At 34.9% G+C, this 24,419-nt stretch carries 21 protein-coding genes; all 21 read left to right on the plus strand.

Annotated features, from left to right (window positions below; genetic code table 11):
• Window positions 1-20: 20 nt before the first annotated feature.
• Window positions 21-1,385, plus strand: coding sequence for an ABC transporter substrate-binding protein (locus J2Z80_RS02680; protein WP_015311080.1), 1,365 nt, complete (start codon window positions 21-23; stop codon window positions 1,383-1,385).
• A 90-nt stretch (window positions 1,386-1,475) separates the two neighbouring features.
• Entirely contained in the window at window positions 1,476-2,384 is a 909-nt protein-coding gene (locus J2Z80_RS02685; protein WP_015311081.1) for a carbohydrate ABC transporter permease, read from the plus strand.
• A 2-nt stretch (window positions 2,385-2,386) separates the two neighbouring features.
• Window positions 2,387-3,292: a carbohydrate ABC transporter permease gene (locus J2Z80_RS02690; protein ID WP_245301108.1), complete on the plus strand. Its 906-nt coding sequence runs from the start codon at window positions 2,387-2,389 to the stop codon at window positions 3,290-3,292.
• A 45-nt stretch (window positions 3,293-3,337) separates the two neighbouring features.
• Window positions 3,338-4,852: an arabinosylfuranosidase ArfA gene (gene arfA, locus J2Z80_RS02695; RefSeq protein ID WP_015311083.1), complete on the plus strand. Its 1,515-nt coding sequence runs from the start codon at window positions 3,338-3,340 to the stop codon at window positions 4,850-4,852.
• Between the two features lie 78 nt (window positions 4,853-4,930).
• The gene (locus J2Z80_RS02700) at window positions 4,931-6,874 is read left to right on the plus strand and encodes a glycoside hydrolase family 127 protein (RefSeq protein WP_209453016.1); all 1,944 of its coding nucleotides are present in this window, start codon (window positions 4,931-4,933) and stop codon (window positions 6,872-6,874) included.
• 26 nt (window positions 6,875-6,900) lie between these two features.
• Window positions 6,901-8,316 carry an arabinan endo-1,5-alpha-L-arabinosidase gene (locus J2Z80_RS02705; RefSeq protein WP_209453017.1) on the plus strand — a complete coding sequence of 472 codons (1,416 nt, stop codon included), beginning with the start codon at window positions 6,901-6,903 and terminating at the stop codon, window positions 8,314-8,316.
• Window positions 8,317-8,484: 168 nt separating this feature from the next.
• Window positions 8,485-9,882: an L-fucose/L-arabinose isomerase family protein gene (locus tag J2Z80_RS02710; protein WP_209453018.1), complete on the plus strand. Its 1,398-nt coding sequence runs from the start codon at window positions 8,485-8,487 to the stop codon at window positions 9,880-9,882.
• Window positions 9,883-9,895: 13 nt separating this feature from the next.
• Window positions 9,896-11,590: a ribulokinase gene (locus tag J2Z80_RS02715; RefSeq protein WP_209453019.1), complete on the plus strand. Its 1,695-nt coding sequence runs from the start codon at window positions 9,896-9,898 to the stop codon at window positions 11,588-11,590.
• Entirely contained in the window at window positions 11,559-12,200 is a 642-nt protein-coding gene (locus J2Z80_RS02720; RefSeq protein WP_014758175.1) for an L-ribulose-5-phosphate 4-epimerase, read from the plus strand. Before J2Z80_RS02715 ends, J2Z80_RS02720 begins: the two co-directional genes overlap by 32 nt.
• A gap of 36 nt (window positions 12,201-12,236) precedes the next feature.
• A complete protein-coding gene (locus tag J2Z80_RS02725; protein ID WP_209453020.1) occupies window positions 12,237-13,718 on the plus strand; it encodes an L-fucose/L-arabinose isomerase family protein in 1,482 nt (493 codons plus the stop codon).
• Between the two features lie 185 nt (window positions 13,719-13,903).
• Window positions 13,904-15,016, plus strand: a complete 1,113-nt coding sequence (locus J2Z80_RS02730; RefSeq protein WP_013787360.1) for a GntR family transcriptional regulator — start codon at window positions 13,904-13,906, stop codon at window positions 15,014-15,016.
• Window positions 15,013-16,299: a sn-glycerol-1-phosphate dehydrogenase gene (locus J2Z80_RS02735; RefSeq protein ID WP_209453021.1), complete on the plus strand. Its 1,287-nt coding sequence runs from the start codon at window positions 15,013-15,015 to the stop codon at window positions 16,297-16,299. The genes J2Z80_RS02730 and J2Z80_RS02735 overlap by 4 nt, the downstream gene beginning before the upstream one ends.
• Window positions 16,300-16,373: 74 nt before the next feature.
• Window positions 16,374-16,511, plus strand: coding sequence for a hypothetical protein (locus tag J2Z80_RS02740; protein WP_209453022.1), 138 nt, complete (start codon window positions 16,374-16,376; stop codon window positions 16,509-16,511).
• A 186-nt stretch (window positions 16,512-16,697) separates the two neighbouring features.
• Window positions 16,698-16,925 carry a hypothetical protein gene (locus J2Z80_RS02745; RefSeq protein ID WP_209453023.1) on the plus strand — a complete coding sequence of 76 codons (228 nt, stop codon included), beginning with the start codon at window positions 16,698-16,700 and terminating at the stop codon, window positions 16,923-16,925.
• Window positions 16,926-16,990: 65 nt separating this feature from the next.
• Window positions 16,991-17,350, plus strand: a complete 360-nt coding sequence (locus tag J2Z80_RS02750; protein WP_209453024.1) for a hypothetical protein — start codon at window positions 16,991-16,993, stop codon at window positions 17,348-17,350.
• A 126-nt stretch (window positions 17,351-17,476) separates the two neighbouring features.
• Entirely contained in the window at window positions 17,477-19,036 is a 1,560-nt protein-coding gene (galT, locus tag J2Z80_RS02755; protein ID WP_209453044.1) for a UDP-glucose--hexose-1-phosphate uridylyltransferase, read from the plus strand.
• Between the two features lie 17 nt (window positions 19,037-19,053).
• A complete protein-coding gene (locus J2Z80_RS02760) occupies window positions 19,054-20,217 on the plus strand; it encodes a galactokinase (RefSeq protein WP_209453025.1) in 1,164 nt (387 codons plus the stop codon).
• Between the two features lie 15 nt (window positions 20,218-20,232).
• Complete coding sequence (galE, locus tag J2Z80_RS02765) at window positions 20,233-21,219, plus strand: UDP-glucose 4-epimerase GalE (protein WP_209453026.1); 987 nt, start codon at window positions 20,233-20,235, stop codon at window positions 21,217-21,219.
• A gap of 14 nt (window positions 21,220-21,233) precedes the next feature.
• The gene (locus J2Z80_RS02770; RefSeq protein WP_209453027.1) at window positions 21,234-22,424 is read left to right on the plus strand and encodes an ROK family transcriptional regulator; all 1,191 of its coding nucleotides are present in this window, start codon (window positions 21,234-21,236) and stop codon (window positions 22,422-22,424) included.
• A gap of 174 nt (window positions 22,425-22,598) precedes the next feature.
• Window positions 22,599-23,954 carry a S1C family serine protease gene (locus tag J2Z80_RS02775; RefSeq protein WP_209453028.1) on the plus strand — a complete coding sequence of 452 codons (1,356 nt, stop codon included), beginning with the start codon at window positions 22,599-22,601 and terminating at the stop codon, window positions 23,952-23,954.
• Between the two features lie 146 nt (window positions 23,955-24,100).
• A complete protein-coding gene (locus J2Z80_RS02780; protein ID WP_209453029.1) occupies window positions 24,101-24,394 on the plus strand; it encodes a winged helix-turn-helix domain-containing protein in 294 nt (97 codons plus the stop codon).
• The last annotated feature ends 25 nt before the right edge of the window (window positions 24,395-24,419 follow it).

Raw genomic sequence — 24,419 nt, forward strand, 5'->3', positions numbered from 1 at the left:
TGATCGAGGAGGTAACTTAAATGAAAAAATTTCTAAGCTTTTTACTTGTAATTACTTTGCTTATGACAACAATGCTAGCTGGATGCGGACAGAAAAGTCCATCATCGTCCGCTAACCAAGGCAACAGTAGTAATGCTAATAGTAGTACAAATACAACTACAGATTTGACATTATGGACTTTCGTCGGTTTACATGCGCAAATGTATAACGCAGCTGCAAAAAGATGGAATGAAACATATCCAAATCAAAAGATTAATTTAAAAGTTGTAACATATCCGTATGAAGATATGCATAATAAGTTGTTGGTAGCATTACAATCAGGTGTTGGAGTACCAGATATTGCTGATGTTGAACTGGGAAGATTTCCTCAGTTTTTAAAAGGGACACCTCAATTAGCAGATCTAACAGATTTGGTAGCTCAAGATAAAGACAAGTACATTGAGTCGAGATTGGAATTATACAGCAAAGACGGAAAGCTTTATGGTTTGCCTACACATGGTGGTGCAGTAATGGCATTTTATAATAAGGATATTCTTGATAAAGCTGGCATTGATCCTAGTACAATAAAGACTTGGGACGATTTTATTGCTGCGGGTAAGATAGTTAAAGAAAAAACGGGGAAACCTATGTTGGCTGTTTCTCAAACTGCAATGTGGGAATTTAACACAATGATTGGTCAACAAGGTTCTGATTACTTTGATCAAGACGGGAATGTAATTTTAGATAATGATACTAACATTAAAACGTTACAATTTCTACATGACATGATTTACAAAGATCAGATAGCAGTTATACCTCCTGGAGGTCAACCAGATACTACCCAAGCATATGGTTGGATTGACAAAGGAAATGTTGCAGCAGTTGTTATGCCTTTCTGGTTTATGAGCAGATTTGTTAGTTATATGAAAGATTTAAAAGGAAAGATAATAGTCGAACCAGCTCCAATCTGGAAAGATGAGAATAAATATCCGACAGTAGGTCAAGGTGGTACAGGCACAGTAGTTCCATCAGCAGGTAAGCATGTAGATATAGCTAAAAAGTTTTTAGCGTTTGCAAAAGAAACGAAAGAGGCTAATTTGGAGATTTGGAACACATTAGGATTTGATCCACCACGTTGGGACGTATGGCCGCAATTGGCAACCGATCCCGGAGATAATCAATATACACAATATTTTGTTAACGGGAAAGATATATTTAAAATCTTGTATGATTCAACTAAAGGAAATATAGTGTCATTGAGAAGTACCCAATTAAGTGTTACTGCTAATGATCTAATGGCAAATCAAGTTTTATATAAAGTTTTAAAAGCAAATAGTGCTACGGCTGAACAAGCTTTAAAAGCAGCTGCCAATGAATTAAGAAAGGATAAAAATAGTGGTCAATAATAAATAGAGTGAAATTCATGGGATTTATGAGTACAAAAATGTTTTTCTCATAAATCCCATATAGCACAAGTTGAAAGGAGAAAATCATAAATGGGTAAAAGGAAAAATTTCTTGACTGATATATTATACACTCCAAAATGGGCACCATATTTCTTTGTATTACCATTCTTGATAACATTTTTATTATTCTTTTTATATCCTTTTATAAATGCTTTTGTAATGAGTTTTGAAAATATAATAGGTCCCAATCAAGTAGAATTTGTTGGATTTCAAAATTATAAAAGTCTACTTAATTATCATTTTTACACTGCTTTATGGAATAGCACACGTTATACATTTTGGACATTACTTATTTTAATTCCGTTTCCTTTAATTTTGGCGGTTTTATTAAATTCGGAAAAGTTAATTGGAAAAAAATTTTTTAGAGCGGCGCTTTTTATTCCGATTTTAACATCTGCAGTAGTAGCGGGTATAGTATTTAGTTTGATTTTTGGAGATCCACAACTTTCGCCTGCAAATAGTTTTATTAAAATTTTTGGAATGGCACCAAAAACTTGGCTGCGTGATGTTAATGTTGCAATGTTTTTACTTGTTCTTTTAGCTACATGGAGATGGACTGGAGTGAATATTGTATATTTTTTATCTGGTTTACAAAGCATACCAAAAGATTTATATGAATCAGCAGAAATTGATGGAGCAGGAACTTTTTCAAAATTTTTATATATAACTATCCCTCTTTTGAAGCCAGTAATTATTTATGTGTTGACAATTAGTATATTTGGCGGATTCGCAATGTTTACTGAATCTTATATTTTTTGGGGAACACATTCACCTCAAGATTCTGGTTTAACCATAGTAGCATATTTATACCAGCAAGCATTTGAAAATGGCAATTTAGGACTTGGGTGTGCAATTGGAGTAGTGTTATTAGCCATAGTTTTGATAATTAATATAATTCAGCTAAGATTTTTTGGTTTGTATAAGAAAGAGGAGGTTTAAATATGGAATCCCATGCTTCAAATATTGGCAGTAAAGAAAAATATAATGATTCTAGCTATAAGAATAATTTATTTGCAAGAAATATAATAGGTAGATTCTTTATTGTTGCGTTTTTTGTTGTATTGAGCATAATTGCTTTATTTCCTTTATATTATTTAATTGTTAGTTCGTTCAAACCAGCGGATCAGTTGTTTACAACAGGACTTGATGCAACAATAAATTTAAAAGTTATGAATTTGAAAAATTATATTAGTTTGTTTGGAAGTCAAGGAGGCTTGTATTTGTCATGGTATAAAAATAGTCTTATCATTACAATTTTAGGAACGATTTTGACGTTGCTATTATCATCAATGGTAGGATATGGACTGGCTGTTTATCAATTTAGAGGAAGAAATTTAATATTTACATTAGTTTTATTTATAATGATGGTACCTATGGAAATGCTTTTATTGCCTATGTATAAATTAATGGTTTCACTAAATTTATTAAATACTTATTGGGGCGTTATTTTACCAGGTGTGGTATCCCCTACTGCGGTTTTCTTTTTTAGGCAATATGCAGCAGGACTGTCTAAAGATTTTATGGATGCAGCGAGAATAGATGGGTGCACTGAATTTGGCATATTTTGGAGAGTAATGGCTCCATTAATGATACCAGCATTTGGGGCAATGACAATACTTGTAGCATTGGGAAATTGGAACAATTTTTTGTGGCCTTTAATTGTTATGCGTACTGATCAAATGTTTACACTCCCTGTTGGATTAATGTCGTTACTAACGCCTTATGAAAGTAACTATAGTGTATTGTTGTCAGGTTCAGTATTATCAATATTACCAATAGTGATAATATATTTAATTAACCAAGAAGCATTTATGTCAGGACTGACTGTAGGTGGAATTAAAGGATAATAAATTTTGTCAAAAAATATTAATAAAAAACAGGAGGAGATTTGAATGCAGAAGAAGGCAAAAATGATTTTGGATAAAGATTTCAAAATAAGTAAAGTAGATAAACGTATCTATGGATCGTTTATTGAACATTTAGGGCGTGCAGTTTATGATGGTATTTATGAACCAGATCATAAAGAAGCGGATGAAATGGGTTTTCGAAAAGATGTAATAGAATTAGTTAAAGAATTAAAAGTTCCAATTGTACGTTATCCAGGAGGAAATTTTGTTTCGGGGTATAATTGGGAAGATGGTATAGGACCTAAAGAAAAAAGGCCGAGAAGATTAGAATTAGCGTGGAGTTCTCTGGAAACAAATCAGATTGGTATTAATGAATTTTCGGATTGGGCAAAGAAAGCTAATACAGAAATTATGATGGCAATAAATTTAGGAACTAGGGGAATAGATGCAGCAAGAAATATAGTAGAATATTGTAACATTCGAGAAGGATCTTATTGGAGTGATTTAAGAAAATCACATGGTTATAAAGAACCACATAATATAAAATTATGGAATTTAGGTAATGAGATGGATGGACCATGGCAAATAGGACATAAAACGGCTGATGAGTATGGTAGAATTGCTTGTGAAGCTGCAAAAGTAATGAAAATAGTTGATCCATCAATTGAATTAGTTGCATGTGGAAGCTCAAATAGCAGTATGCCAACATTTGGACAGTGGGAAGCAACTGTTCTTGAACACACGTATGACTACGTCGACTATATATCAATGCATACCTATTATGGGAATGAAGAAAATGACATTGAAAATTTTTTAGCAAAATCCTTAGATATGGATGCATTTATTAAAGCAGTTGTATCTACTGCTGACTATGTAAAGGCTAAGAAGAGAAGCAGAAAGACGATTAATATTTCATTTGACGAATGGAATGTATGGTTTCACTCAAGAGAAAATGATAAGAAAATAGAACCTTGGACTATAGCCCCACCATTATTAGAAGATGTATATACATTTGAAGATGCGTTACTTGTTGGATGTTTACTTATAACGTTGCTTAAACATGCTGATCGTGTGAAGATAGCATGTCTAGCACAACTTGTCAATGTAATTGCGCCTATAATGACAGAAAAAGGTGGTAAAGCGTGGCGCCAGACAATTTACTATCCATATTTACATGCTTCTACTTATGGCAGAGGGGAAGTACTAGCATCAGTTATTGATTCGCCAAAATATGATAGTAAAGATTTCAGCGATGTACCATTTTTAGAATCTACTGCCGTAATAAATGATGAAAATGATGAGCTTACAATATTTGCTGTAAATAGAGATAAAGCTGATTCGATGCTCTTTGAATGTGAATTAAAAGGTTTTGAAAATTATAGATTCATTGAGCATATAGTACTTGAAAATAACGATATAAAGGCAGCTAATACAAAAGAAAATCCAGATAATGTTGTTCCTCATAGTAAAAATGATGCTGTAATTGAAGATGGGTTGGTAAAAGTATTATTACCTAGATTATCGTGGAATGTTATTCGCTTGGAAAAAGTTAAAAAATAATTTTTTATGGATAACCAAAATAAAAATGTTTTTTGGTTATCCATAAACTAAAGTTTGTAAAAAGGTATGGTGGTGATAATGATTAATAATCAAAATTTCATATCATTGAAACAGGTTTCAATTAATAATGGTTTTTGGTCATATTATATAAAACTAATAAAAGATGTGATGATACCATATCAATGGGAAGCATTAAATGATCGTGTTCCAGATGCTGAACCTAGCCATGTAATTAAAAATTTCAAGATAGCAGCTGGTGAAATACAGGGTGAATTTGCTGGGATGGTCTTTCAAGATAGTGATTTGTATAAATGGCTTGAAGCAGTAAGTTACAGTTTAATAGCTTATCCTGATGCTGAATTAGAAAAAACTGCTGATGAAGTTATTGAATTGATTGCAAAAGTTCAACAAAGTGACGGCTATTTAAATACTTATTTTACGATTAAAGAACCTGATAAGAAGTGGACGAATTTAAGAGATTGTCATGAACTGTATTGTGCAGGTCATTTGATAGAAGCAGCAGTTGCTTATTATGAGGCAACAGGGAAGAAAAAATTGCTTGATGTAGCTTGTCGTTTTGCTGATCATATAGATTCAGTTTTTGGATCAGAACCACATAAGAAAAAAGGTTATCCTGGACATGAAGAGATTGAATTAGCATTAATAAAGTTATATAGGCTAACTAAGGAAGAAAAATATTTAAATTTAAGCAAATATTTTATTGATGAACGCGGTAAAAGACCGCTTTATTTTGAAATTGAAGCAAAAGAGAGAGGAAACACAAATTTCTTTGATTTATGGAATAAATTAGGGCCGAAATATTTTCAGGTTCATTTACCTGTAAGAGAACAAACTACAGCCGAAGGACATGCAGTTAGAGCTGTTTATTTGTATTCAGGTATGGCTGACGTGGCATTAGAGACAGGAGATAAAAGCTTAGTTAATGCTTGCAAAAGATTATGGGATAATTTAACGAAGAAGAGAATGTATGTTACAGGAAGTATTGGCTCTATGTCAATAGGGGAGTCTTTAACTTTTGATTATGATCTTCCTAATGATACTAATTATTCAGAGACATGCGCGTCTGTTGGACTTGTATTTTTTGCGCATAGGATGTTACAGATTGATCCTGATAGACAATATTCTGATGTAATGGAGAGAGCTCTGTATAATACAGTTATAAGTGGTATGTCATTAGATGGTAAGAAATTCTTTTATGTAAATCCACTTGAAGTATGGCCAGAAGCTTGTGAAAAGAACAAAGTTAAGTCGCATGTAAAATATACAAGGCAACCATGGTTTGGATGTGCATGTTGTCCACCTAATATTGCGAGATTACTGACATCATTAGGTAAATATATATATTTTAAGAAAGACAAAGAGGTATTTGTGCATTTATATGTTGATAGCGAATTAAAAGAAGAGATTTCAGAAAATCAAGTAAGTATTAGACAAAGTACTCAATATCCATGGGATGAGAGGATAGATATAGAAGTTGATTGTGAGAAAGAAACAGAATTTACATTGTCTTTGAGAATACCTGGGTGGTGTAAAGAGGCTAAAATCAAAGTTAATAATGAAGAAATTGATTTAAATAGTGTTACAGTGAAAGGATATACGAAAATTAATCGCATATGGAAACATGATAAGGTAGAAGTATATTTTTCAATGCCTGTTATGAGGATAAAAGCTAATCCTAATGTGAGAGAAGATGAGGGTAAAGTTGCTATTCAAAGAGGACCGATTGTTTATTGCCTTGAGGAAATTGACAATGGTAAAAATTTAAATAATATTGTATTACCAACTGATAGTAAGTTCGAAATAAAAACAGATAAAGATTTAAATAATGTATGTGTTATTGAGACAGTTGCTTTTAGAGAAAAATATGAAAATTGGAATGATGAACTGTACAAATCTGATGTAAAAGTTTCTTATGAAAAGACACGAATTAGATTTGTGCCATATTTTGTATGGGCAAATCGTATACCTGGGGAAATGGAAGTTTGGGTAAGGGAAAAGTAGTATATCCTATATAGAGAGGGGTTACGATGAAACGAATAATATTTCTTATTTTGATGGGCTTGCTAAGCATAATTATGTCAGCATGTTCTAGCAGTAGTTCAAAAACAACCATAATATATCCCAAAGAACCTCCAAAAGATGATTTATATGATTCATCTATAATAAACGATGAATCAAAATGGGGAACAATGAACGTGCATGATCCATCAATTTTTAAAGATGGGGATTGGTATTATATTTTTTCCACAGATGTGAAAGTAGGTGGAACACCACGTGCAGGAATACAAGTGCGCAAATCTAAGGATTTGATTCATTGGCAATGGGTTGGATATGCTTTAGATGGAGTACCAAAAGAAGCCGAAGATTGGACTGGTGCAACAAATTTGTGGGCACCGGACGTTACTAAAATCGGTGATACGTATTATTTGTATTATGTAGCATCTACATTTGGCACGAATCAATCATTTATAGGTTTGGCAACAAGTAAATCAATAGAAGGACCTTGGCAAGATCAAGGAGCTGTATTTAAATCTCAACAAGGTGATGAATGGAATGCTTTAGATCCTAATATTGTATACGCTGCTGATGGTACTATGTGGATGGATTTCGGTTCATTTTTTGGTGGAATATACATAGTACAGCTTGATCCAAAGACGGGAAAATTAATGAACAATGCTACGCCAAAGTTAATTGCAAGGCGTAGTGGAGCAGATGCAATTGAGGGACCATATATTATATACAATAAACAGCAGAAAAAATATTATTTATTTACATCTTTTGATTCGCTTTTTAGTGATTATAATGTTAGGGTATCACGTTCTGATAACATAGATGGACCATATGTAGACTTTAATGGCAATTTAATGACAGATACAAATGTTGATAGCGGTACAAAAATTTTAGGAAGTTATAAATTTGATGGGAATGATGGTTGGATAGCTCCAGGACATAATTCTGTACTAGTAGATGGAAATAACTATTATATTATACATCATGCAAGAGGAGAGAAAGATACAAATTGGCCGTATTTACATGTAAGAAAAATATTGTGGTCTGATGATGGTTGGCCTATGGTTTCACCAGAGCGTTATGCAGGAGAAACTGAACAGCAAATAAATAAAGATGAGATAATTGGGAAATGGGAAATTATAGAACTTGATAAAAATGTTAATTCTGAAGTAACATCTACTAAGATTGAATTGCTTAGAAATGGAAAAATCAACACAAACGATAGCAAAGATCATTGGGAGTTTAGTGGCAAAAATACAATCAAATTATATTTTTATGATCCAGATCATGTGCAGAAGGGACAATACTGGGTTGAAACGGCTAAAATTATTCCAGCTTGGGATTGGGAAAATTGGAATCCAACTTTAGTATTCACAGGTTACGATCAGACTGGTACAGCAATATGGGGTAAAATGGATAAAGAATCTAAATAATTGCCAATAAGTTTTTCTCTAGATATAAAAGTGATAAAAAGTTTTATAAATTAGCAGGAATTTTTGATATGATGTAGAATATAAATACTATAAATGTACGTACATTTAAAAATACAGATAGATATATCCGAATGTATGACATTATTTTAATCCAAAGGAGTGATTATTGTGTACAAAGATGAAAAGCCCAGGATAGGGTTTTTAGGTATTATGCAGGAGTTATACGATGATATGTTGCCAGGTATTACTGAAAGGCAAGAGATGTATGCACAACAAGTTATAGACAGGTTAGGTGATATTGCGGATTTTTATTTCCCGGGTGCTGCAAAAAACAGAAATGATATAGAAAGAATAGTTAAGGAATTCAACGATAAAGATCTCGATGGAATAATGATCGTGATGCTGACATACGGACCAGCCACAAATCTTGTGAATGCACTAAGAAATAATAGACTTCCGATTATGCTGGCGAATATACAGCCAGAAAGCACTGTGACAGACGATTGGGATATGGGGGACTTGACCTACAACCAAGGTGTTCATGGTGCACAGGATACTTCAAATATTATTCTGAGAATGGGCATAACTTGTCCTGTTATAACAGAGGATTGGCATTCTGATGAATTTAAAGATTTTGTGAATGACTGGGCGAAGACTGTAAAGACAGTAAAAGCTTTGAGAAATATGAAGATAGCACAATTCGGAAGAATGCATGGCATGTATGACATAATGGGTGATGATGCAGCTTTTACAAGAAAATTAGGGCCGCAAATAAACCAAGAGTACATTGGTCAAGTTTTTAGATACATGGAAGAAGCTACTAATGAAGAAATCGACAAAGTAATAGAAGAAAACAAGAAGAACTTTTATATAGATCCTAAATTAAGTGATGAGAGCCATAGATATGCTGCAAGGCTTCAAATAGGATTTAAGAAATTGCTTGAGGAGAAAGGGTACTCTGGCTTTAGTGCTCACTTTGATGTGTTTAAAGGCGATGGAAGATTTAAGCAGATACACATGATGGCAGCATCAAACTTGATGGCAGAAGGATATGGCTATGCGGCAGAGGGCGATGTAGTTACGGCAAGCCTGGTGGCAGCGGGTCATGTTTTGATAGGTGATGCACATTTTACTGAGATGTATGCGATGGATTTTAAGAGAGATTCAATTTTGATGAGCCACATGGGAGAGGGCAATTGGAAGATAGCCAGGAAGGATAGACCTATAAAATTAGTCGATCGAGAGCTTGGGATAGGAAAGCTTGATAATCCACCGACAGTTGTGTTTATGGCTCAACCAGGTATTGCGACGCTGGCATCGTTGGTGTCATTGGAAGGCGAAAAATATAGACTTGTTGTTTCAAAGGGAGAAATTTTGGACACAGAAGAAGCAAAGAATATAGAGATGCCTTATTTCCATTTTAAACCTGAAAATGGAGTTAGAGAATGCCTTAATGGCTGGCTTAAAAATGGTGGTACACATCATCAATGCTTGACATTAGGTGATGCTACTAAAAGATGGAAGCTTTTATGCGAATTATTAGATATCGAGTATGTTGAAGTGTAAAGGGGTTGATAACATGGCAAAATTTTCAATAGGTATCGATTACGGCACAGAATCTGCGAGGGCATTGCTTTTAAATCTTGATACAGCAGAGGAAGTAGCTTCTTCAACGATGAACTATCCGCACGGAGTCATGGATGAGAGACTTCCAGACGGGACAGTATTGCCGCAGGATTGGGCATTAGAGCATCCTGATGATTATATAGAAGTTTTGAAAAAGATAATTCCAGATGTGATAATGAAATCTGGTGTAAATAAAGATGATGTCGTAGGTATTGGCATAGACTTTACAGCATGTACGATGCTTCCTATAAAAAAAGATGGTACGCCTTTATGCGATTTACCAGAATATAAGTCAAATCCACATGCGTATGTCAAACTGTGGAAGCATCACGCAGCACAGCCTGAGGCAAATATGCTAAATAAGATTGCATCCGAAAGAGGAGAGGATTTCTTAGCAAGATATGGTGGAAAGATTTCCTCCGAATGGCTGATACCGAAGATATGGCAGATTTTAAATGAGGCTCCAGATGTTTATGAAGAGGCAGATAAATTCATAGAAGCGACTGATTGGGTGATATTGAAGCTTACAGGCAATGAAAGGAGAAATAGCTGTACTGCAGGCTATAAAGCCATTTGGCACAAGAGAAAAGGGTATCCTTCAAATGAATTTTTTAAAGCATTGGATAAAAGGCTTGAAAATGTAGTAGATGAAAAGCTGTCAAGAGACATATACCCTTTAGGAACAAAAGCAGGTGAATTAACTGAGGAAATGGCTAATATGATCGGCTTAAAGCCTGGTATTGCTGTTGCTGTAGGCAATGTCGATGCACATGTTTCGCTGCCGGCAGTGGGCGTAGCATCTCCAGGAAAGATGGTCATGATAATGGGCACGTCTATATGCCATGTAGTCTTAGGCGACAAAGAAGTTGAAGTTCCTGGTATGTGTGGAGTAGTTGAAGACGGCATTGTGCCGGGATATTATGGATATGAAGCTGGACAGTCAGCGGTAGGGGATATATTTGCGTGGTTTGTAGACAATTGCGTTCCAGATGGTTACAAAAAAGAAGCCGAAGAAAGAGGCATATCTGTACATCAGCTTTTGACAGAAAAGGCTTCAAAGTTAAAACCAGGAGAAAGCGGACTTCTTGCACTTGATTGGCTTAATGGAAATAGATCTGTCTTGGTTGATGCGGACCTTACTGGTTTGATTTTAGGATTGACACTCAGGACAAAACCTGAAGAAATATACAGAGCTTTGATAGAGTCAACAGCGTACGGTACACGCATGATAATAGATACATTCAATGAGTATGGTATAAAGATAGATGAACTTTACGCATGTGGTGGACTTCCTGAAAAAAATCCGATGCTTATGCAGATATACGCTGATGTGACAAACTTGGAGATAAAAGTTTCCAAGTCAAACCAGACGCCTGCGTTAGGTGCAGCAATGTTTGGTGCAGTTGCGGCAGGGAAGGAAAATGGTGGCTTTGATAGCATATTTGAAGCAGCTAAAGTAATACCAAAGTTGAAAGATGAAACATTCAAGCCTATCCTTGAAAATGTTGAAATTTACGAGAAGCTCTTTCAGGAGTACAAACTGCTCCATGACTACTTTGGAAGAGGTGCAAATGATGTGATGAAAAGGCTTAAAAACATAAAAGAGGTGGTTTCAGATGTTAGAGAACCTAAAACAACGTGTATATAAAATGAACATGATGCTTCCTAAAAACAATTTAGTCACAATGACAAGCGGCAATGTCAGCGGAAGGGATCCTGAGACAAATCTTGTAGTCATAAAGCCCAGTGGAGTTTTGTACGATGAAATGACGCCAGATGATATGGTAGTCGTGGATTTGGATGGCAATGTGGTTGAGGGTAAGCTAAAACCATCTGTCGATACTGCTACACATCTTTACGTCTACAGGCATAGAAATGATGTAAACGGCATCGTCCATACGCACTCACCGTATGCTACAAGTTTTGCCGCACTTGGCCGGTCAATTCCGGTCTATCTTACAGCTATTGCAGACGAGTTTGGATGCGCAATTCCTGTAGGGCCTTATGCCAAGATTGGCGGGGAAGAGATAGGAAAAGCCATCGTAGATTATATAGGTGAAAGTCCTGCAATACTTATGAAAAATCACGGTGTTTTTACCATTGGCAATTCACCTGAAGCAGCCTTAAAAGCTGCTGTTATGGTAGAAGATACAGCTAAGACAGTGCACTTATCACTGCTTTTAGGTACACCTGATGTGATACCAGATGAAGAAGTGAAAAGAGCTCATGAAAGATATCTTACAAAATACGGTCAATGAAAAATATGATGTGAATTTAATGAAGGAGGATTTTGCATGATAAACATACCAGAAGTTAAAGTAGGAATTGTAGCTACCAGTAGGGATTGTTTTCCAATCACTTTAAGTGAGAAAAGAAGAAATGCGGTAGTAAAAGCATGTATTGAAAAAGGCATATCTATAAATGAAGTTACCACAACTGTAGAAAATGAAATAGATGCAATGAATGCATTGAAAGAAGTTTACGACTTAGGTGTAAATGCACTTGTCGTATACCTTGGGAATTTTGGACCTGAAGGCCCAGAGACGATGCTTGCCCAAAAGTTTGACGGTCCAGTGATGTTTGTAGCTGCAGCGGAGGAGACAAAGGACAATCTTTACGATGGACGCGGAGATGCGTATTGTGGGATGCTTAATGCGTCGTACAACATAAATTTAAGGAATTTAAGGGTTTATATACCGGAATATCCGGTTGGCTATGCAGACGAAATAGCTGATATGATATCAGATTTTAAAGATATTTCAAGAGTGGTGCTTGGACTTAAGAAACTAAAAATAATGAGCTTTGGTCCAAGACCGCAGGATTTCCTTGCATGCAACGCCCCTATAAAACCTTTGTACGATTTAGGAATTGAGATAATGGAGAACTCGGAATTAGATCTATTTGAATCATTCAACAATCATAAGGATGATAAAAGGATTCCAGATGTTGTAGAAGACATGGAAAAAGAATTAGGCGCAGGAAATAAGTACGGCGGCATATTGCCAAAACTTGCCCAGTATGAGCTGACTCTTAAAGATTGGGTAGAAAAAAACATTGGCGCATCAGAGTACGTTGTATTTGCAAATAAGTGCTGGCCAGCATTTCAGACACAGTTTGGATTTGTGCCATGCTTTGTAAATTCAAGGCTTGCAGCAAATGGCATACCTGTGGCTTGTGAGACAGACATTTACGGTGCACTTAGCGAGTACATCATAACATGCGCTACAGACTTGCCGGCTACGCTTCTTGATATAAACAATACAGTGCCAAAGGATATGTACGAAAATAATAAGGAAATCATAGGAGATTATAAAAATAGCGATCTTTTTATGGGATTTCACTGTGGCAATACCAGCAGTTGCATGATGAAGAATTTCTCTATGAAGTATCAAAGAATAATGCACAGGTTGTTAGAGCCAGACAAAGAGCCTGATATAACGAGAGGAACATTAGAAGGGACTATAAGGCCTGGTGACATAACTTTGTTTAGGCTGCAAAGCACTGCAGATACTAAGCTTAGAAGTTATGTAGCAGAAGGAGAAGTGCTTGATATAGATCCTATGTCATTTGGAAGCATTGGAGTGTTTGCGGTTAAAGAGATGGCTCGCTTTTACAGGCATGTATTGATAGAAAAGAATTTCCCGCATCATGTTGGCGTTGCATTTAAGCATGCGGGTAAAGTCTTGTACGCCGCTATGAAGCTATTAGGCATAGATGATGTTTCATTCAATCAACCAGCTTCAATGCTGTACAAAAACGAGAACCCATTTAAATAAGATGTTTTTAAATTATCACCTGTTTAGATAATTTCAGGTGATAATTTTATTACCTTATTTTAAATAATAAAATAATTGTGACGAATATTTTATAAATATTTTGTCGGATTTGGAATTTAGTTATATTCTAAGTAAGCGATATAATTATATATAGGTAGATATGATGTGAGGGAGGATGTTTGATTTTGGAAGAAAATGTACCAAAATATCAAATAGTAAAAGACTATATTACCAATTTAATAATAAAAAACAATATAAACATAGATGATCCGCTGCCGACGGAAAGCGAACTGATGGAAATATTTGGTGTAAGCAGACATACTATTAGGAAAGCTCTTGATGACCTTGAAAATGAAGGGTGGCTTTACAGGAAGCAAGGTCTTGGGACTTTTTGCGCAGATAGGAATTCTGTGAAAAGCTATGACAATAAAAATATTGCAGTCATAACGACGTATATAAACGACTATATATTTCCCAGGATCATAAAAGGAATTGATCAAATATTGGCTAAAAATGGATACTCCATATTGCTTTTCAATACGAATAACCGCATTGAGACTGAAATGGACATATTGGAGAACGTCTTGACGAAGGACATTAGAGGACTGATCATCGAACCTACAAAAAGCGCACTACCCCATATCAATCTAAATTATTTTGATGAATTAAAAAACAAGGGGATACCGTACATTTTTATCAATAGCTTTTATGAAGAATTAAATCCATCTTACATCATTCAGGATGATGAAGGTGGAGGATACATGGCAACAGACCATCTTATAAAACTTGGGCACAAAAACATAATAGGCATATTTAAAAGCGACGATAACCAGGGGCTTAATAGGTATAAAGGATATGTGAAAGCCTTAAGGGAACACAATATTAAAATCAAAGAGGACAACATAATCTTTTATACGACGGAAGAGATGAAGACAAAACCAAGGGAAAAAATATATGAAATATACTCGAAGTGGGTCAATAAACCGACGGCTATTGTCAGCTACAACGATCAAATTGCCATGTGGATCTTAGATCCAATAAGAGAATTGGGCTACAGTGTGCCTGATGATATTTCAATCGTAAGCTTTGATGACTCTGATTATGCAGAGCTTTCCAATGTAAAACTTACATCTATCATACATCCTAAAGAAGAGATGGGGAGGCTTGCTGCTTCAACACTATTCGACCTTATAAAAAAAGGGAAAAAGGCTTTTGCAAATCCTGTTAATATTCGCATAAAACCTGAAATAAGGATTAGGAATTCTACTAAGGAGATCGAATTGGAGGAAGTGCGATGAATGATGGTATGCAGATAAAGGAGATACAAATTAGCAGTAATGCCTTATACGATGTTCCTGATATATTGAATAGCTTAGGGATTAAGTATTGCGTACTGATTGTATGCGATAAAAATACTTATAAGGCTGCAGGTTCACTATTGAGAGATATATTGATAGATAAAAATTTTGACGTATTGTTATGTATGTTAAATAGGGAAGGTAATCTAGTACCTGATGAAAGAGCAGTTGGAGAAGTGCTGACATCACTGGAAAACAAAGTTGAAATGATGATTGCTGTTGGCTCTGGGACCATAAACGATATTGTGAAATTTGTAAGCAGCAAGACAAAGATACCTTACGGCATTGTAGCAACGGCACCCTCAATGGATGGATATGCGTCATCAGTGTCTCCACTTATTGTAAATGGGTTTAAAAGGACGTACGATGCTACGTACCCTTTATTCATAGTAGGAGATACTAAAGTGCTAAAAGATGCTCCTTATGACATGATAACATCTGGATTTGGTGATATAATCGGCAAATTTACGTCATTGTCTGACTGGTATATAAGCAGTATTATAACAAAAGAAGATTATTCAAAAGAAATTGCAGAAGATACGAGAAAGTCTCTAAATGAGTGCATAGAAGCGAGTAAAAACTTAAAAAGCAAAGATGAAAAAGCTATTAAGAAGTTAATGGGAGCATTGATATTGTCGGGACTTTCGATGCTTAAGTTTGGAAATTCAAGACCTGCATCAGGTGCAGAGCATCATCTGTCGCATTTCATCGAGATGAAAGAGCTTTCAAACGGGGAAATTCGTCACTCCCATGGTGCAAAGGTAGGCATCATGACGAAAATTTCTGTCAAGTTGTACAATACCGTATTTTCACTGGATAAAGATGAAGTTAAAAAAATGATGACAGAAAGAAAATATGAAACAAGAGAGGAATTTGAATGTAGAATAAGAGAAAACTTTGGACCGATGTCTGATGAAGTATTTAAAGATATTGATCATTATTATATTAACGAGAAATTGCGGAAAGCGAGACAAGAGCGGATACTTAAAAATTGGGATACGATGAAAAATTGGGTATCAGAAAATGTGCCATCAAGTGATTATGTAGATGAGCTTTTAAATTATGTTGAAGCACCATCAGATATATCATATTTAGGCTTGCAGAAAAGCGACCTTAAAAATATTTTGCTAAATGCAAAAGAGATGAGGAAAAGATATACAATATTGAGGCTTGCAGAGGACATAGATATAGATAGAATATTAGACTTAGCGATAAAGAATTGAGAGCTTATTTACCTCAATTCTTTATTTTTTATATTCTGGTTGCGATAACATAGTTTAAAAGTTCTACAGGCACGTTGACAGAAGGTAAATCAATTGTAAGTGAAATTTTGCCGTCATCAAATTATGGTAGAGAACATATATTAAAAGTAGCTGCATCAACAAAAAATGGTATTATACATCCGGTTGCACTGACAATAATGAAAAATCGATAATAAAGCTTTAAAATCTATAATGCCATTAGGTGTGGATGATGATTATATATTATCAGGTGATGGTAAGGAATCTATAGAAAGAGTAGCTTATGAATTAATCTATTTCTGCTGCACCAGAAGATAAAAAATTTTTTTAGAAAAATATGAAAAAAGTTTATAAATATTTGGCAAGGAGGATTATTTCTGATGGAAGAAATGAAAAAGAGATTTGAAGAAGCTTCGAAAATGTTACGCCAGACGGTTGATATATCTTTTGCAGAGTACGCGAAGGATAAGTCTACGAAAAACGAAATTGTAAAATTATGGCAAGAAACTATTAACGATTTTTTGCAATATGCTGTAAAGATGAGCGAAAAACACCAGGCAAAGGATTTATATAAATCTATTGCAAGAACACTCATATTTGGTAAATAGCGATTTAATATTATACTGTAAACGGGATAAAATAATAAAAGAACCTATGAAGGGAGGAAACTTCAATGGGTATCGCTAAAATGTTAGGAAGTAGAAGCTTTTTCTGGGGAATTGGTGTCGCTGCATTAAATTTTATCCTATTTCCTAAAGCAAAAGAAAAAGTAAAGCCTGTATTGGTAAATAGCATGAAAAGCACTTATGATATGGCTGATAAGGCATCTTCGGTAATCAATAAAGGCAAAGACAGAATAGCAAAAATGTTTAACGACAATGAGAGAAATGGCAAGGAAGATGAAAACTTGTATCAAAGTGAAATAGACAGCTTAGAAGAAGAGAGAGAGAAGGCAATAAGAGAAGTGAATGAGCTCAAAAGCAGGATAGAGATGTTAGAAAGTGAATTAAGCAGATTAAAAACTGCTGAATGATTAAAAAACCCAACTAAACGTTGGGCTTTTTTTCATATATATTGACTTTATTAAAATATTGAAAAAAGTAGAGGAATGTAGTATTATGTTATTAGGATGACAATGAATATGAAAGGATTGTGTGCAATGGATGTTAATACCGCTTCACTAAAAATAGAAGAATTGCTTATTTATGCATTAAAGCATGGCATTATAGAAGATTTGGATTATATACAATGCCGAAATTCGCTACTGGATTTATTTGGTATAAGTGAGCCATACAGTGGTACTATTGGCAATGTGGATTTAGATGATCCTCATGAAATACTTAATCCTCTTTTAGACTTCGCGTATGAAAGAGGATTAATCAAAGAAAATACAATAACAAATAGAGACTTGTTTGATGCCAGAATAATGGGGTTGTTGATGCCTAGAGAGTCTGAGGTCATAAGAAAGTTTAATGAGTTAAAGAAATATAAAGGAATAAAGGAAGCTACAAATTATTTTTACAGTTTATCAAAGGATTCATATTACATTCGTATGGATAGGATAGCAAGAAATAAATATTGGAGAGCTGATACTGATTATGGAAGCCTTGAAATAACTATAAATCTGTCAAAACCAGAAAAGGATCCAAAAGACATTGCTGCTGCAAAACTGATGAAGCAGACAAATTATCCTAGATGCCTTTTGTGTGTTGAAAATGTGGGCTTTAGCGGTAACTTAAATCATCCAGCAAGACAAAATCACAGAGTGATACCGGTGACTGTTGCTGGTGAACAGTGGTATTTTCAGTACTCACCGTACGTTTATTATAATGAACACTGTATATTGCTGTATGAGAAGCATGTTCCTATGAAAATATCTGAAAAGACATTTATTAGGTTGCTGGACTTTATAGACCAATTTCCACATTATTTTATTGGTTCTAATGCTGACTTGCCTATAGTTGGTGGCTCAATTTTGTCCCATGAGCATTTTCAAGGTGGGCGTCATGTATTTCCTATGGAAGAAGCACCTGTAGTTAAGCATTATAGAAATGAATCGTATAAAGATGTAAAAGCAGGTATTTTAAAGTGGCCTTTATCAGTTATACGATTGTCAAGCAAAAATAGAGAAGAATTAATTGAAGTTTCTTCAATGATACTTAAAGCATGGAGAGATTATAGCGATCCGTCTGTAGACATATTATCGTATAGCATAAAAGATGGAGAAAAAGTGCTCCACAATACGATAACTCCTATAGCAAGGAAAAATAAGGATGGGCAGTATGAGATGGATTTAGTCTTGAGAAACAACAGGACTACGGATGAATATCCATACGGCATATTTCATCCACATGAAGAACTCCACCATATAAAGAAAGAAAATATAGGATTGATAGAGGTAATGGGGCTTGCTGTGCTTCCCGGAAGGCTTAAAAGTGAACTTGATGAAATAGAAATGATATTGTCTGGTGATAGAAAATACGACAAAGATAAGATTTCTGATGAAGATCCGCTTTATAAACATATACCATGGATTGATGAGCTCATACTCAAGTACGGTGTGAATCTTAAAAATGAAGAAGCAGAAGTTGTATTGAAAGATGAAGTTGGAAAAATCTTTTTAAAAGTATTGATGGATGCTGGTGTCTTTAAAAGAGATGAAGTAGGCATGGCAGCATTTGATAGGTTTTTAAACAGCATAGATTTTAAAAAAATTTAATAAAGGAGAGGAATTAAATGGCAACAAAGGTTTTGGAAGAATTTAAAAGAATCTATGGAAGCAGTGATGGAGTGAGGCTATTTTATTCACCGGGAAGGGTAAATTTAATCGGGGAGCATACAGACTACAATGGTGGTTATGTGTTCCCATGTGCACTTGACTTTGGAACGTATATGGCAGTAAGAATGAGAGACGATGGAAAAGTTCGCCTTTCTTCATTGAATTTCGACCTAAAAGTTGAGGTAGACATAAACGAGTTAGTTTATGATAAAAATGATGATTGGGCAAATTACCCAAAAGGAGTTTTAAAGGTTTTACAAGATGAAGGATATAAGTTGAAAGGTTTTGAGGCTTTATACGAAGGGAATATACCTAATGGAGCAGGTTTGTCATCATCAGCGTCAATAGAGCTAGTGACAGGTGTTGCTATGAATGAGATTTTGAATTTAGGTATTGAAAGGGTTGAATTAGTTAAACTTTGTCAGAAAGCCGAAAATAATTTTGTCGGCGTTAATTGCGGTATAATGGATCAATTTGCTGTTGGAATGGGTAAAGCCGACTATGCTATATTTTTAAAATGTGATACAATTGATTATAAATATGTACCATTTAAATTGGACGGGTATAAGATTGTAATATCTAATACAAATAAAAGAAGGGGGCTTCAGGATTCTAAGTACAACGAAAGAAGGAGTCAATGCGAGGCTGCTTTAAGCTATCTGAAAAAAGAATTGAATGTAGACAACCTTGGACAATTAACATTTGAGGAATTTAACAAATACAAATATTTGATACCAGATGATGTATTAGTTAAGAGAGTAAGACACGTTGTGACAGAAGATGAAAGGGTTTTGGATGCTGTTGAGGCATTGAAAAACAATGACATAAAAAAGTTTGGAAAGTTAATGGTAGAATCTCATAATTCATTAAGAGATGATTATGAAGTGACAGGCAAAGAGCTAGATACATTAGTTGATGAGGCATTGAAATTAGATTATGTATTGGGCTCTAGAATGACAGGTGCTGGGTTTGGTGGCTGTACAGTTAGCATTGTGAAAGAAGAATTTGTAAAAGATTTTATTGATACAGTGACAAAGGGGTATAAGGAAAGAATTGGCTATGAACCATCTATGTATGTGACGGGAGTTGGAGACGGAGCGAAAGAAATAAAAATTAAGTAGAAAGGGGATAATTTTATGTCTATTTTAGTTTGCGGTGGCGCTGGATACATTGGCAGCCATACGGCATATGAGCTTTACAAAAAAGGTGAAGATGTTGTTGTAGTCGATAATCTCATAACTGGTCATAAAAAAGCTGTACTTGAGGGAAAACTTTATGTTGGTGACCTTAGAGACAGCGAATTCATGGATAAAGTTTTTGAAGAAAATGATATAGAAGCTGTCATAGATTTTGCGGCATTTTCTCTGGTGGGAGAAAGCGTCGGTAAGCCATTGGATTACTATGAAAACAACGTTTATGGGACGATGTGTTTATTAAAAAAACTTGCTAAATACGGTGTTAAGAAGATAGTGTTTTCATCAACTGCTGCAACGTATGGAGAGCCTGAAAGAATACCTATTAAGGAAGAAGACAGTACAGTTCCCACAAATCCATATGGTGAAACGAAATTAGCTGTTGAGAAAATGCTTAAATGGTGCGACAATGCCTATGGTATAAAATATGTTGTTCTAAGGTATTTTAATGTGGCTGGTGCAGATGAAAGCGGAGTGATAGGTGAGGATCATAATCCTGAAACACATCTGATACCGCTTATTTTACAAGTTCCTCTTGGAAAAAGAGATTGCATAAACGTTTTTGGCAATGATTACGAAACAAAGGATGGAACTTGCATAAGAGATTATATTCATGTTACAGATCTTGCAGATGCCCATATCTTGGCATTAAACAAATTGAGACGGGATAATAGCAGCGCAATTTACAATCTTGGAAATGGTGAAGGCTTCACTGTAAATGAGGTGATTGATGCAGCAAGAAGGGTGACGGGACATCCCATACCAGCAAAGGTTGTTGCAAGGCGTCCTGGAGACCCTGCAAAGTTGGTAGCATCATCAGAGAAGATAATAAATGAGCTGGGATGGAATCCTCAGCATGACACTCTTGAAGAGATAATAGATAGTGCCTGGAAATGGCATAAATCACATCCTAATGGATTTAATGATTAATTGAGGTGGTAATTTTGGCGGATTTGATTCCAGTAAGTTATAAATTATTAAAAGGCATGAATGAAAGCCTTATATTAAATGTGATACGCCATAACAAATACGTATCAAGATCTGAAATAGCTAAAATAACAAATTTGACACCACCTACTGTAACTAATATAATAAATAAACTTCTAGAAGATGGACTTGTAAAAGAAGATAAATTAGGAGAATCCAGCGGTGGAAGACCTCCTGTTATCTTAAAAATCAACAATGAAGCGTTTGATCTCATTGTTATAATAATTGGCACGGATATAATGGAAGAATATCTATTAGATGCAGAACTAAACATAAGAGAATCACAGGTTGACAGCATAAAAAATGAAGATAAAGAAGGAATATTTAAGCTCTTATTTGACAGGATCAAAGATTTAAAGGGAAAATCAGCAAAAGAAATAGCCGGAATTGGCATTGTCGTAAGGGGGCCTGTAAAATCCACTGAAGGTGTATCTGTTTTTTCTCCAAATATTGGGTGGAGAAATGTGCCAATAAAAGAGATGATTGAGAAAGAATTTGAAATCCCCACGTTTGTTGAAAATGACGTAAGAGCAATGGCACTTGGAGAGTTTTACAACGGAATTGCTAAGAATGTCGGTAATGTGGTGTTTTTAAAAGTGGGACACGGAATTGGTGCAACTATAATATTGGATGGCAAAATATACAGGGGAATTAACGACATGGCTGGTGAGATAGGACATACTACAATCGACGTTGCCGGCCCTAAATGCAGTTGCGGCAATTACGGATGTTTTGAAGCTTTGGCATCTGAGAAAGCATTGGTAAACAATGTGGTAAAAAGAATAAAAGAGGGATCTTATTCTCTTGTATCTGAATACGTCAACGGAGACTTGGAAAATATAACAACCAGATTTGTGTACAAAGCTGCCGAAGAAGGGGATGAAGTTGCTTTATCTGAGTTAAACAAAATCGCTATTTACTTAGGCATAGGCATTGCGAATATAGTCAATGTCTTTAGCCCAGAGTTGGTGCTTATATCAGGAGGAATAGTGAGAGGTCGAAAGTTTATAGAAGACGTTGTATTAGAAACTATCAAAAAGCGCTCTTTTGAAGCAAATTATTCATCCTGCAGCATTGCCTTTTCAAATCCAGATTACAATACGGCCCTAATGGGCATATCAAATATAATATTAGATAGTATTTTATAATGCTATCTAATATTTTTTTATTTTCACACAAGTTTCACAAAATTTTCACATTGTATTTATAAAATCTTATATAATAATTTCAATTACAGAAACAAAATTTTTAAATTAATTTTATTAGTCAATTATGGATGCTGCTAAAAAAGAGTATACAAATGTTAAGGAGGCGATAAATATATGGATATTGAAAATGAGCAAACAAAAAGATTAAATGAGAATAACATGAAAAATTTAAACGAAAATATAGATGATGTTTTTACAGAAAACTTTGCAAATAATGATTTAAATAAAATAGACGAAGTTCCTATGACAAGTGATTACCAGGACAAAAATGATGAAGAAAATGCAAAAAATGATTTGGAAAATAGCAAAAAAAGCTTAGGAAAGATGGTTAAGAGATTTAGAAGGAGGATGTTTGTTTCATTTGTGGCAGTTGCACTTATTGCAGCACTTATTGGTGGTGGGATTGTTGCAGGAATTATGGCATACACTAATTTAGGTCAAAAAACACAAGTTATAAATAGGTATTTGCCACTGTCGTCTAATAATAGCAACGCTAACTTGATTACAAACATAGCTAAAATTGTAAGTCCTTCTGTAGTTGGGATTGATACGAGTGTATCATATAGTAATGGCTTTAGAAGTGCTTTTGTGTCTGAAGGAAGTGGTTCAGGTATTATAATTGATTCACAGGGTTATATAGTTACAAATTATCATGTTATCGAAGGCGCTTCTACTATAACGGTTAGCTTATCTGATGGCAGAAAATTTTCTGCGCAATTAATAGGCAAAGACTCAAAAACTGATTTGGCAGTATTAAAGATTAATGCTACAAATTTGACTGCTGCTAAATTAGGGGATTCATCAAAACTTGAGGTAGGAGACCTGGCTGTTGCTATTGGAAATCCTCTCGGTGAAAGTTTTGCAGGCACGGTTACATCAGGTATAATAAGTGGTCTTAACAGAAATCTTCAAAGCGATTATGGAGCAGTTAACCTCATTCAGACAGATGCAGCTATAAATCCTGGCAACAGCGGTGGACCTCTTGTAAATAGCAATGCAGAAGTAATAGGCATAACAAGTGTAAAGCTAACATCAACGGATAGTTCTGATACACAAGATCAATTTGGAATGTTCCATAGTCAAGGCACGCTTGTTGAAGGAATGGGATTTGCTATTCCAATAAATGAAGCAAAACCTATAATAGATGAGCTTATAAAACACGGCTATGTAGAAAGACCAATGATGGGTGTAAGCGTACAGGAAGTAACCCAACAAGATGCAGCGCAGTATAACATACCAGTTGGACTTTATATAGCACAAGTACAGCAAGGAAGTGGTGCTGATGAAGCTGGACTTCAAGCAGGAGATGTGATAACAGCAGTAGATGGCACAAAAGTACAGACTTTTGACGCACTGCAAAGCATAATATCTAAGCATAAAGTTGGCGACACCATAACTGTTACATTCTGGAGAAATGGCAAGACACTTAGTACAAAAGTAAAACTTATGAGCAGTTCAAATGCACAATAAAATGCAAATAAAGTTAAATAGTTCTTTACCAGTCTCCTCCCGCTGGTAAGGAACTTTTTTAAAACATTCCATATTAGTTTATAGATAAGGTGCAGATATGTCAAAACTTATCAAAACCATTTTCACCTAGGGAACTTATAGCGAGAATGAAATCTATTTTTAAAAGAACAAATGTACCACAAAATACTAACAAAATAAAGATTAAGGACATATTAATAGTAATTGATGAGAGAAGAATTCTGCATAAAGGGAAAGAAATAGAATTTACATCAAAAGAATTTGATCTTATATTGTATCTTTCAAAAAATGCAAATAAAGCATATACACGGGAACAACTTCTAAAAGAAGTATGGAAATGCGATTTAGATATAAAAACTAGAGCAGTAGATGATTATGACTTAAATGAGCTCTTTGCGTGGATGGGTAAAATTTGTCAATGAAATAATGTATTATGAAAATTCTACA

This window comes from Thermoanaerobacterium butyriciformans, from assembly GCF_017874545.1.
Classification (GTDB): Bacteria; Bacillota; Thermoanaerobacteria; order Thermoanaerobacterales; family Thermoanaerobacteraceae; genus Thermoanaerobacterium; species Thermoanaerobacterium butyriciformans.